10 protein-coding genes are annotated in these 12,045 nt (G+C 40.4%); 1 reads left to right on the forward strand and 9 read right to left on the reverse strand.

Annotated features, from left to right (window positions below; genetic code table 11):
• Nucleotides 1-23: 23 nt before the first annotated feature.
• The 6 genes from M2419_RS06060 to fucP are packed head-to-tail and all read right to left on the reverse strand — an operon-like array spanning nt 24 to nt 6,322.
• Entirely contained in the window at nt 24-881 is an 858-nt protein-coding gene (locus tag M2419_RS06060) for a fumarylacetoacetate hydrolase family protein (protein WP_259254519.1), read from the reverse strand.
• 41 nt (nt 882-922) lie between these two features.
• Nucleotides 923-1,687 carry an SDR family NAD(P)-dependent oxidoreductase gene (locus M2419_RS06065; RefSeq protein ID WP_075993924.1) on the reverse strand — a complete coding sequence of 255 codons (765 nt, stop codon included), beginning with the start codon at nt 1,685-1,687 and terminating at the stop codon, nt 923-925.
• Between the two features lie 2 nt (nt 1,688-1,689).
• Nucleotides 1,690-3,003 carry an alpha-L-fucosidase gene (locus M2419_RS06070; protein WP_259254521.1) on the reverse strand — a complete coding sequence of 438 codons (1,314 nt, stop codon included), beginning with the start codon at nt 3,001-3,003 and terminating at the stop codon, nt 1,690-1,692.
• 49 nt (nt 3,004-3,052) lie between these two features.
• Complete coding sequence (locus M2419_RS06075) at nt 3,053-4,711, reverse strand: UxaA family hydrolase (RefSeq protein ID WP_159731729.1); 1,659 nt, start codon at nt 4,709-4,711, stop codon at nt 3,053-3,055.
• A gap of 2 nt (nt 4,712-4,713) precedes the next feature.
• Nucleotides 4,714-5,046: an L-rhamnose mutarotase gene (locus tag M2419_RS06080; protein ID WP_182330832.1), complete on the reverse strand. Its 333-nt coding sequence runs from the start codon at nt 5,044-5,046 to the stop codon at nt 4,714-4,716.
• A gap of 10 nt (nt 5,047-5,056) precedes the next feature.
• Nucleotides 5,057-6,322, reverse strand: coding sequence for an L-fucose:H+ symporter permease (fucP, locus tag M2419_RS06085; RefSeq protein ID WP_159731733.1), 1,266 nt, complete (start codon nt 6,320-6,322; stop codon nt 5,057-5,059).
• A gap of 144 nt (nt 6,323-6,466) precedes the next feature.
• On the opposite strand from fucP, the gene M2419_RS06090 reads away from it, so the two are divergent.
• Complete coding sequence (locus M2419_RS06090) at nt 6,467-7,330, forward strand: AraC family transcriptional regulator (protein WP_259254523.1); 864 nt, start codon at nt 6,467-6,469, stop codon at nt 7,328-7,330.
• On the opposite strand, the gene M2419_RS06095 is transcribed toward M2419_RS06090, so the two are convergent.
• The 3 genes from M2419_RS06095 to M2419_RS06105 all read right to left on the reverse strand — a co-directional run bounded on the left by M2419_RS06095 (nt 7,319) and on the right by M2419_RS06105 (nt 11,716).
• The gene (locus tag M2419_RS06095) at nt 7,319-8,290 is read right to left on the reverse strand and encodes an NAD(P)H-quinone oxidoreductase (RefSeq protein ID WP_310441177.1); all 972 of its coding nucleotides are present in this window, start codon (nt 8,288-8,290) and stop codon (nt 7,319-7,321) included. The two genes, M2419_RS06090 and M2419_RS06095, sit on opposite strands and share 12 nt — an antisense overlap.
• On the reverse strand, nt 8,287-10,965 hold the full coding sequence (locus M2419_RS06100; protein WP_227550117.1) for a TonB-dependent receptor: 2,679 nt from the start codon (nt 10,963-10,965) through the stop codon (nt 8,287-8,289). Before M2419_RS06100 ends, M2419_RS06095 begins: the two co-directional genes overlap by 4 nt.
• Nucleotides 10,966-11,188: 223 nt before the next feature.
• A complete protein-coding gene (locus M2419_RS06105; RefSeq protein ID WP_075993930.1) occupies nt 11,189-11,716 on the reverse strand; it encodes a ferritin in 528 nt (175 codons plus the stop codon).
• Nucleotides 11,717-12,045 lie beyond the last annotated feature (329 nt).

Genomic DNA, 12,045 nt, shown 5'->3' on the forward strand with positions numbered 1-12,045 from the left:
TGAAAAGAAAACCTGATGAGCAATTAATTTTTTGAATACGTTACAACAGTCTGACGGGACTCCCCAAGACCATCTGCTCCTAACTCGATAACATCGCCAGGTTTCAAGTAAATCGGTGGTTTAAATCCTAACCCAACACCTGCAGGTGTACCTGTTGAAATAACGTCGCCAGGCAACAAGGTCATAAATTTAGATACATACGATACCACATGTGCCACCGAAAAGATCAAATCCTTGGTATTGCCATCCTGATAGGTTTTTCCGTTTACCTTTAACCATAGGCGCACATTGTTGATATCTTTGATTTCTTCTTTTGTAGCCATGAAAGGTCCCATTGGCGCAAAAGTATCACATCCTTTTCCTTTATCCCAAGTACCGCCACGTTCCAACTGATACTCACGTTCGGAAACATCATTGTGCAACACATAACCAACCACATAATCTAAGGCCTCATGCTCTTCTACATAAGAGGCTTTTTTACCGATCACGATACAGAACTCCACTTCCCAATCTGTTTTTACAGAATCTTTAGGAATCATCACATTATCGTATGGACCTACCAACGAAGTGGTCGATTTCATAAAGATGATCGGTTCAGCAGGAATAGGTGCATTGGTTTCCTTTGCATGGTCTAAATAGTTCAATCCAATACAAACAATTTTGGATGGACGGGCAAAAGGTGCTCCGATACGCTCGTCTTGAGGAACTTCAATCAACTTACCTTCATTTGCCTTGACAAATTCTTCTAAACGAGCTACACCATCCTCAGCAAAGAATTGCTCATTGTAATCACCACCAAATGCGCTTACATCGTAATTTACGCCATCGATCTGAACACCGATTTTCTCTTTGCCTTGAGCTCCAAAACGTATTAATTTCATTTTTATAGTATTGAGATAATAGATATTTTATTTTTAGCTTTTTAATTGTTCAATTTAATAAAACCACCATCAATTGGATAGTCATTTCCAGTAATAAATCCCGCGTCGTCACTACACAGGAAAAGTGCTAATTTGGCAATTTCCTCCGGTTGTGCCATGCGGCCTATTGGCTGACTTGCTGATAATTTTTCAAACATTTCTTCCTCTTTTCCAGGATAGTTTTTTGCGATAAATCCATCCACAAATGGCGTATGTACACGTGCAGGCGAAATGCTATTGCAACGAATACCGTATGCCATGTAATCCCTTGCAACAGACATTGACATCGCGTAAATAGCACCTTTGCTCATCGAATAAGCAAAACGATCCGTGATACCAACCCATGCAGCGATGGATGCTAGATTAAGGATTGCTCCAGAACCCTGCGCTTTCATCATCGGCACGATCGCATGCAATGCATTATAAGCTCCCTTAACATTCACATTAAAAACACGCTCAAAATCTTCTGATTGACAATTTTCCAAATTACCAACATGAGCAATACCTGCATTATTTACTAAAATATCAATTTTTCCGATATTTTGTGCTATAGCAGTAATTTCTTGCTGGTCAGTTACATTACAACGATTAAACACAGCCTGACCACCCAAAGCCAAGATTTCATCAACCACCGCATTACCACCGTCTTCATTCAAATCCAGAATATGAACTTTTGCTCCTTCTGCAGCAAATTGCAGACTGATCGCACGGCCTATCCCACTACCACCACCGGTAATTACAGCTACTTTTTGTTCTAATTTTCCCATTGTTATTTAATTGTTAATGTCAATACCAAATCTGCTTCATCTGTCGATGTTGGCAAATCCACGCGTAGACTATTGTTCTTATGACTAAACTTAATCTCTTTCTTTCCGATAAATGTGCTTACTTTTTTCACTTGATAAGGCAGGTTATTGATCAACAATTCCTTTTTATCGGTTTTAAACACATGTAGATACACCTGATTTCCTTTTTTTGTCAACGCATAATCGTCTGTTGGCGACACCGCTCCCCCCTCTGTTCCATAGATTGTTTCACCATACACCGATAGCCATTTTCCAAGTTCTTTCAAACGCTCCTGTTGATAGTCCTGAATCTCACCGTTCGGCATCGGACCTACATTGAGCAATAAATTGGAACCATGACCAGCTGCTTTGACCAGGTATTTCAGTACTTCCTGAAATGATTTACGTGTCCGATCTTTCAGCTCAAATCCCCACGATCCAGCAATTGTTCCACATACTTCCTTCGGTAATTTCCCGACATCATGTGCATTCGTACCGAACCCAGTGGTATTCTCCCCAGGTAAATCACGTTCGAACATCTGAAAATCTTCACCTTCAAATGGTGCCAAATGGTGATTATTACCGACCAAACATTGCGGCTGTAACTTATGAATCAATTCATAGATTTCTTTGAAATGCCAATCTTCATTGGGCTTGTCCCAATGACCATCAAACCAAATCCCATCGATCTTACCATAATTGCTCAAAAGTTCGGTCAATTGGCTTTTCATAAACTGAACATAATGATTCCAATCCCCTTTTGTTGAATCACGGCCCGCAATGCCGCCGCCCGTTTTACCAACGGGTAGATAATCATCCCGGTGCCAATCTAAAAGTGAATAGTAGAACATCACTTTTATCCCTTCAGCATGGCAAGCTTCCACCAACTCTTTCACAATATCGCGTTTGAAGGGCGATTTCTTCACCACGTTATAGTCCGAAATCTGGCTATCCCACATCGAAAATCCATCATGATGTCTGGTGGTAAAGGTGATATACTTTGCTCCCGCCTGTTTAAATAACTTCGCCCATTCTTTCGCATTGAAGGAAATTGGATTGAAAAATTTAGGCAGCAATGCATATTCATCCAAACTGATATTTTGGTTGTTCATGACCCATTCACCATCTCCCAGCACACTATATACCCCCCAATGGATAAAAACTCCAAACCGAGATTGTTCAAACCATTCCCTATTTTTTAAATTTTCGGGACTCGGTTGATAATGTTGCTGGCTATAGCTCGCGGATACAGATCCCATCAGCAAGGCCAAACCACAGATTACATGTTTAAGTTTCATATGTAAATAATTAGTTGTCATGGATTTTCAATAAACTCATTATACTCAACTACAATGAAACACCTCTACGCCATGGAATGAAATCGTCTTGCCCCAACAACACCGCTTTTGGTTTCACTTCACCAGAAGCAACTTCTATCACATAATCCAAAATACGATGTGCAGCCTCCTCAATAGTCTCTGTACCTTCGATAATGGTACCACAGTTCAGATCCAGGATATCGGGCATTTTCTCAAAAGTTTTGGTATTTGTTGAAAGTTTCACAACCGGTGTAATCGGGTTACCCGTGGGTGTACCTAGGCCAGTCGTAAACAAGACGATATTGGCACCTGCGGCCACCTCTGCAGTGGTACTTTCCACATCATTACCTGGAGTACATAATAAGTTTAACCCCGGACCGTTGGCCAATTCAGGATAATCAATCACTGCTGCAACAGGTGAGGTTCCTCCTTTTTTGGCTGCTCCTGCAGACTTAATCGCGTCAGTAATTAAGCCATCACGAATATTTCCCGGAGAAGGATTCATATAGAAACCCGAGCCATCAGCCTCGGCTTTTGCATTATAAGTACGCATCAGCGACATAAAACGCTCCGCAGTTGATTCATCAATACAACGATCACTCAACTCCTGTTCAACGCCACATAATTCAGGGAACTCCGCCAAAATCACCGATCCGCCTAAAGTCACCAAAATATCCGACACAAAACCGAGTGCTGGATTGGCAGAGATACCCGAGAATCCGTCCGAGCCACCACATTCCAGTCCAATACACAATTTGTCCAATGTGGCTGGTTTGCGCTCATTTTTATCAGCTTGCATCATCCCCGCAAAAGTTGCCTTAATAGCCTTTTGCATAAGTTCCTTTTCAGTTCCTTCTTTCTGCTGTTCGAAAATATACAGCGGGCGATCAAAACCCGGGCTTCGCTTTTCAATTTCCGCCTTCAGAATAGAAGCCTGCGCATGCTGGCATCCTAAACTCAACACCGTTGCCCCCGCAACATTCGGATGGGTAATATAGCCAGCCAAAAGACCACATAAAGCATCCGAATCCATACGTGTTCCACCGCATCCCATCTCATGATTCAAAAACTTGATTCCATCGACATTTTTGAATAGGCGTTCCTGCTCACTGGAAGTCGAATTAGCAAGTAGATCCTGACTAAGGATCGCATTTACATCAGCACCGGACTTATATAAGCCAATGAGATCGTCAACTTCAGAGATGTAATTATTCGCTTTTACTTTATAGCCGAGCTTTTCCTCAAAAGCAGCCTTCAAGGTCAATACATTTCTGTTTTCGCAAAAAACCAATGGAATAACCAACCAGTAATTGGCCGTTCCAACAGTCCCATTTGAACGGTGGAATCCATTGAACGTTTTATCTCTAAATGCAGCAACATCAGGTTTTGTCCAAGCTGTCTTACGGTTGCCCATTCTAAAATCTTCCGACGCATGGCGCAAGTTTTCGGTGGTAATGAGTTCCCCTTCAGCTAAGGGAATATTCAATTTCCCAACCAGAACACCATACATCAATATCTCCGCATCTTGTTCCATTGGCTGGATCGTGAATTTATGTTTGGCAGCAACAGCTTGCTTTAATGTAAATTCCTTACCTTCAAAAACAATCGTTGTTCCCTCAGCCAAGTCCTGTAATGCAACAAGGACATTATCCATTGGATGGATCTGTAAATAGCGCTGTATAGCCATAATTATACTAATTCAAATATTTTTGTCATCATTACCCATTTCTCTCCTGGATTTGCCCCCGGAATAGCCGCCTGATATTTCCACATCAGCTGTTCCCATTCCTGAACTTTTTCATTGGCAGCATCCATAGCTGATTTTTTCTCAAATGAAAAATCCTCACCTACCTCCATGTTCATAAACAATCTATTTTCAAAACGATAGATCTCCATCTGCAGAATACCTGCATCCAGAATCGAGCGTTTTATTTCCGGCCACACTTCACGGTGGTAATCCTCATATTCCTTGATCAATTGTGGATCGTCCACAAGATCCAAGGCCATGACATATCTTTTCATTACTAACTAATTAATGTGATTTAAGATTTTCCGTTTCCGCAATACTGACATTTCTATTTTGGAAAGCAAACAACAAGACAACAATAAAACAAACCAATGGTACAAAATAGCCATATTGGAAATGTCCCGTTTTATCGGAGATAAAACCCAATATTGGAGGCAATAAAGCACCACCAACAATAGACATGACGATCAAACTAGAAGCAGATTTGGTATCGGCACCGATACCTTGTACACCAAATGCGAATATCGTCGGAAACATAATGGACATAAAAAATGCAATGCCAATCAGCGCATATAGGGTCTGAATACCTGATCCGAAGATGACAAATAGGGATAGAAAGATCGCTATAGCGGAATAGATGATCAGGAGCTTGGATGCTGACACAAAACGCATAAAAAATGTACCGATAAACCGGCCCAACATAAAAGCCAATCCAGCGAACCCAGCATAATCGGCACCATCCTTACCTGATATACCGGCAGCTTCTGTTGCATATAATACGAGGAAGCTTAAAATACAAACTTGCGCTCCCACATAGAAAAATTGAGCCACCACTGCCCAACGCACATTTTTATGACGCAATGCATGGAAAAAACCGGCTCTACCTTCTTCCTCAGCATCTTTGATATCAGGTAATCTAGTAAAGAAAAACAAAGCAGCAATCAATAAAATCAATATCCCTAGTACCACATAAGGCAATTTCACAGCAGCTGTTTCCGACTGAATATATGCCATTTTTGCCTGTTCAGCCATTTGCGCCAGTTCCTCCTGTGTTTTAGGTTCATGTGATAAAATAAATTTCCCCCCAAAAATTGGAGCAACAAAGGCAGCAAGCCCATTAAAAGACTGCGCAAAATTTAGTCTTTGCGCCGACGAAGCTGGATCTCCCAAAATAGCGACATACGGATTTGCTGCAGTTTCCAGAATGGTAAGACCACAGGCAACAACGAACAAGGCCCCTAAAAAGAAAACATAACTTATCGTATTGGCCGCAGGTACAAAAAGAAAACAGCCAATGGCAAAAAAGATCAATCCGATCAGAATACCTGCTTTATAGCCGTATCTTTTCATGATAATTCCAGCAGGAATCGCCATCACAAAATAAGCGATAAATACAGCCGAATCGACTAAGGAAGCCTGGAAATGTGTTAAACTAAACGCATTCCTCAAATGCGGAATTAATATTGGATCAAGGTTATGAATAAATCCCCAAAAAAAGAACAAGGATGTCACCAAAATCAAGGCAAATGCGTAACTCTTTTTATTCGTCATATTTTTCAAATGGTTATAAGTAGTTATTTAATGTAAAATAAGCTTAAAAATGCTAGACAATATTCAAGTATATTATCAAATTATTAAGCTATATTACCATAGCTAAACTGAATTATGTAACTTTACTGCATATATTTCATAATTATGAAAGCACAGCTGCTTCATTTAAATAGCAATCTTGAGCATTCGTTCAACGCGAGAAGAGACGATACGCCCCAGTACCATAATCTTTGGCATTACCATGAAGAACTGGAATTAATTTATTTTGCCAAAGGCTCAGGCACCCAATTTATTGGCGATAGCGTCCGGCGCTTTGAATCAGGCGATATTACCCTTGTTGGTTCAAACCTGCCTCACTATTGGTTATTTGACGAAATTTATCTTCAAGAGGAAGAAGCAGAAAGTGCAGATATTCGTGTTCTTCATTTTAAGGAAAACTTTTGGGGAAATGATTTCATTAATTTACCTGAAAATAAATCCATCAAAGACCTTATACGTGTATCCAAAAGAGGCATTTCATTATTGGAGAGCAGCCGACTAAAAACTGTGCAATTAATTGACGCTATCTTGGCAGCAACAGGTACCACACGTATTATTCATTTATTAGAAATCTTACAATTTATTTCGGCCGAAGAACAACATGATCTATTAACGAGCCCCACTTTTACCATCCAGCTGCAAGATCAGGACGCCAACCGAATGCAGATTGCCATGCAATATATCGGTGAAAATTATCGCGACCAGATACGACTGCAGGAACTTGCTTCCCTAACGGGAATGACCCCCAATTCGTTCTGCCGTTATTTCAAATCACAAATCGGAAAAACACTCTTTCAGTTTCTGATCGAAATGCGCGTGAAGACAGCCTGCAATTTATTAATAGAAAACAAACAGACGGTGAAGCAGATCTGCTTTGAGTCAGGTTTTCAAAACTTTTCGAGCTTCCATAAATACTTCAAAAATGTAACTGGCACTACACCGCTCAGCTTTCAGCGATCAAAAACTTAAAACGATTTTACCCAATAAGCTTGAATCTTCCATCAATCGATGGGCTTCAGCAGCTTCCGCAAAAGGAAGCACACGGTATAAAGTAGGCTTGAAATCGCCAGCGCTAAGCTTCGGCCATACTTGAGACCAGATATCATCCCGTAGCACTTGCTTAAATTCACGGTCTCTCGCCCGCAGTGTACTTCCCGTTAAAACAATCCGTTTCTGCATTAATTTGAGCAAGTTTAACTCGACTCTTGCGCTTTCCATCGCATTAATGTAAACCAACCGGCCATCAGGGTTCAATAGGTTTATATTTTTCTCAAAATATGATCCGCCAATACTGTCTAAAATAACATCAACTCCCAAAGGCTTCAGCGCCTCCAGAAAATCCTCCGTTTTATAATTTATTGTTTTGACAGCTCCCAATGATTTACAAAAGCTAGCCTTTTCAGCTGAGCTGACTGTCGTATAGACTACCGCACCAAACAAGGTCGCTAACTGAATGGCCGTACTGCCAATCCCTCCAGCACCACCGTGCACCAAAAAAAGATCGTCGGCCTGCAACCTTCCCCGTCGAAAGACATTGTCCCAGACCGTAAAAACGGTCTCGGGCAGCGAGGCTGCCTCCGCAAAGTTTAAATGGTCGGGAATAGGTAAACAATGTCCCTGATAGACTTTTGCGTAGGAAGCATAGCCTCCACCAGCAACAAGCGCACATACACGATCACCAATAGCCCAATCGACCACATCCTTCCCTTTAGCGACTACAATCCCTGCTATTTCCAATCCCGGTATTCGCGCATCCACACCGGCTGGTGCCGGATAGTTGCCTTTACGCTGAAAGACATCAGGTCTATTCACTCCTGCAGCCTTTACTTCCACCAAAACTTCAAGTTCACCGATCTGCGGCATCTCCACATCGCGGACTTCCAAAACTTCCGGTCCACCCGGTTCAGTAATAATAACGGCCTTCATCATGATTTTTTTGGGTATTTCTGTAATCTTATATTGAGCGAAAGCATAAAATAACGAGCCAAACGATTGTTCCGAACATCTAAAATATCATTTCCCACCACGGCACGTGAAATACCAGTATTCTGATTCATCAGATCGAATCCCTGAAATCTCAACATACCCAAGTTATTCCTTCCAAAAGTATATTCCATATAGGCATTGATTATCGTCGGATTAATATTGTTCCATGAGCTCGAATAACCTGCATTAAATTTTTGAGAAAGCTCAAGTCCCATGGTAAAATGTTTCCCTAAATACGCTTTAGATCCCAACCCAACAATCCCGGAATGTGCCGTGATATTATCTTGTACAGGCCAGTCAAATGTCGCCCTGTTTAAAGAATAGTTTCCATTTAATTCGGCTTCAAAGATATCACTCCAGGTATAGCGGAATTGAAGAGCCTGTGTAAACAAAAAGTGCCCACCAAAGCTCTTTTTATCATTGACATAGGAAATATTGTTGTAATAATCTGCATTACCATTCAAGCTCATCTGCAAATTATCCGACAATAAAGAAGCTGTAAACAAATAATAGCTCTTAATATCATAATAACCTTCTGTATTGCGATAAGTCGTTTTCTGTATCGTTGAATTGGGTTCAATTGTCCGGTTTGCTACAATCTTGTCATTTACCAAGTTAAAAGCCAGACTGGCCTCTAAATATTGCCCCCTTCGTGTAATGGATTTCCGATACTTTGAAACAATACTATGTGCAAATTCGGATTTCAGATCCTTATTTCCGATCACAATATTTTGTGTGTTGGTATTATCCACTACAGGCTGTATCTGATAGAAGCTAGGCTGGTTATTACGTCCATAATAGTCCATGGAAAGATCCTCTTCTTTGGTAAACTTCCATTTCAATCCAGCAGAAGGCACGAGGTTAACATTTGAATAGGAGGTTTTTATCAGTTTGTCCGTTGAACTTCCCGTTAATTCGGAAGGCTGAACAGCAAAACCGAAGTTCACTTTCACTTTCTCGCTTAAATCTTGCCGATAAATCATGCCGACTTTATTGCTAGCAAAGGAATAGTCGTACTTCAAACTAAGGGAGTCTACCAGTATGGGGCCGTTGTTAAAATTATTGTTATTATCAAAAGTAGAGCGGCGAGCATCAATCTTAGTATAGTCGAAATCGTAATTGATCTCCAAGGTACCCCCTAAATCAACGGGCTCCACCAACGACAACCGACTTTGGATATTTTTATTCTCATTGCTGGAACGGACCATTTGATTGAGATAAGTCTCCGTTATTTTTGGCACGTTCGTGCTGCTGTCGATCGCTCTATTAAAATCGCGCACTTCCTCATCTTTATCCAGGGAATTAAAATCCGTATGCAATGTATAAAGTACTTTCCGCCCCGGTTTAGTAAAACTTCGCACGTAAAAAAGATCTAAAGCTGCTGCAGGACTTTCTGTACTATTGGCCGCGCCATAGTTTCCCGTACTACTCAACCGATTATTTTGGATCCTTCTATCTTTTAACGTATTGCTGGTCGAATTGGTCCAAGATAGTTTGGGCGATATTTTAAGCTGATCTTTGGGCGACAGCTTCATATCAAAATCCCAGTCCATTTTATGTATACGATCGATTGATTTTATCTTGTAGTCTTCATAATTACTAATCAAATTATTCGCTGCTTTGCCGTATCCATATATTGATTGTAATAAGGAATTTCCCTGGATATAATTATTCCGCTGCGTAAAGGAATACTTACCGCTTGCTGTTACCGTTTTAGAAAGTGGACTAGAGAAACTCCCCCCGACAGATCCGATTTTATTGACCCCATCCGTTGGATCCGCAAAGTCGGCTAGCTCGCCCATTTCCCGTTCCCGCTCCCCTCCATTGGGAGAGCCGAAGGAAAAGAGATTGGTATTCGTATTATTCACCGATGCGATAACAGAGTACTCTTTACCGTCATTGAAACGATTCAGTCCAGCACTCCCCAAATAACGATCTACCGAACCACCGCCAAGCGTGGCTTGACCAAAAGTAATTTTCTTCTTATCATCTTTGAGCACGATATTCAGGACTTTTTCGGATTCAGTACTTTTAATTCCTTTTGCCGTCGCCTCATCACCATAAAAATCAATAACCTGTACACTTTTCACAAAATCTGCAGGAAGGTTACGTGTAGCGGTGAGCACATCGCCACCAAAAAATTTTTTTCCATCCACCTTAACAGAGGATATGGGCTTACCGAAGGCATAGACAGAACCATCGCGGGACACCTGTATATTGGGCAATGCTTTAAGCGCCTCTTCTAAGAGTGCCCGACGATCAAATTGAAAAGCATCCAGGTTAAATTGAACAGTATCCTGCTTATATACTATGGGTTTATATTTTAGTACAACAACTTCTTTTAAAAGAGATACATGGGGAAACATGGTCAATTTTCCAACATCCAATTTAGCTGTCGTGCTATTGTACAAGGGATAACTGCGCTCCAATATACTTAAGCCCAGCTGGCTACAGCTAATACGAATATCATTACCGAGTACACGACTAAAATGAAAATAACCTGTTGCGGAAGTGGATGAGAACAAGGTATCGCGAGAACTCGTCAGATGAACACTGACGCCATTTAAGGGCCTTCCTGCAGTATCTACAACAATTCCATAAACTTCTTTTTTTGACACCTGCCCTAAAGCGCTTTTGGGTAAAAAAAACAAGTTCGTTATAGCTAAAAAAAGTACTAACCGGATAATATTCCCGCCCCTTAGTTCCATCAAATAGACTTTGCAATAATACAATTCAATATAAGAATTCTTAAGCTATTAACGTAAAAAGTTGTGATTTTGTATATAAAAAAACGAGCTGTTTTCTCAACAGCTCGTTTTTTACACTATTTTTTACAATTTATTATTCACCCGCAAAGGCAACCTTAACGAGGTGTTTGTCAATTTCCCAACGACCAGTACCGTCTTCACCAATCACATCGAACAACTCAAGGATACGTCTTGCAACAAACTCCTCTTCTACTTGCTCTTCCAAGAACCATTGTACAAAATTAAAAGTAACATAATCCTTCGCTTTAGCACATTTATCAGCGATGTTGTTGAACTGTTCAGTAACAAACATCTCTTGTTCCAATGTTTGTTCGAAAACGCCACGGAACGATTCAAAATCTTGCGGGATACCTGTAACTTCCGGAGAAATTGCACGACCACCGCGGTTGTTGATATAATTGAAAAGCTTCAACATGTGCTCGCGCTCTTCGTTGGATTGTTTCGCAAAAAATTCTGAAGCATTTTCCAAACCTTGATCATCACACCATGAAGACATTGCCAAATATAACGCTGAAGAATGAGCTTCAACTTTAATCTGTGCATTCAATATATTTTCGATCTCTTCTTTCAAAGAAGATTTTAATTTCAATAAATCTTTCATATTTACCTTAAGTTTAATTTCTAAAACATCAACAGGTGAAACACATTATCACCTGATTACATTACAAAGATACAGTAGATCTTCAAAATCTGTATCAAGAATATGCAATACAAATTCAGTCTAAATTAGACATGAAAACCGCAACTTGTTTAGAATCAATACAATTACAAATACGTAATATTGATACTTTCAATAAGCGATAAATTAAAACAATAAGTGGCTTAAAGGCCTAAAAATCATTGAATGTCAATAAAACCAGAGGACGACCTCATTGACACTTATTTAAATTAAAATTAAATAAGGTCTTTCCAAACAAAAAGCGGTGTACA

The organism is Sphingobacterium sp. BIGb0116 (genome assembly GCF_024808035.1).
GTDB lineage: Bacteria > Bacteroidota > Bacteroidia > Sphingobacteriales > Sphingobacteriaceae > Sphingobacterium > Sphingobacterium paramultivorum.

Coding starts and splice junctions, on each gene's coding strand:
- M2419_RS06060 (WP_259254519.1), bottom strand. CDS start 881: ATGAAATTAATACGTTTTGGAGCTCAAGGCAAAGAGAAAATCGGTGTT.
- M2419_RS06065 (WP_075993924.1), bottom strand. CDS start 1,687: ATGGGAAAATTAGAACAAAAAGTAGCTGTAATTACCGGTGGTGGTAGT.
- M2419_RS06070 (WP_259254521.1), bottom strand. CDS start 3,003: ATGAAACTTAAACATGTAATCTGTGGTTTGGCCTTGCTGATGGGATCT.
- M2419_RS06075 (WP_159731729.1), bottom strand. CDS start 4,711: ATGGCTATACAGCGCTATTTACAGATCCATCCAATGGATAATGTCCTT.
- M2419_RS06080 (WP_182330832.1), bottom strand. CDS start 5,046: ATGAAAAGATATGTCATGGCCTTGGATCTTGTGGACGATCCACAATTG.
- fucP (WP_159731733.1), bottom strand. CDS start 6,322: ATGACGAATAAAAAGAGTTACGCATTTGCCTTGATTTTGGTGACATCC.
- M2419_RS06090 (WP_259254523.1), top strand. CDS start 6,467: ATGAAAGCACAGCTGCTTCATTTAAATAGCAATCTTGAGCATTCGTTC.
- M2419_RS06095 (WP_310441177.1), bottom strand. CDS start 8,290: ATGATGAAGGCCGTTATTATTACTGAACCGGGTGGACCGGAAGTTTTG.
- M2419_RS06105 (WP_075993930.1), bottom strand. CDS start 11,716: ATGAAAGATTTATTGAAATTAAAATCTTCTTTGAAAGAAGAGATCGAA.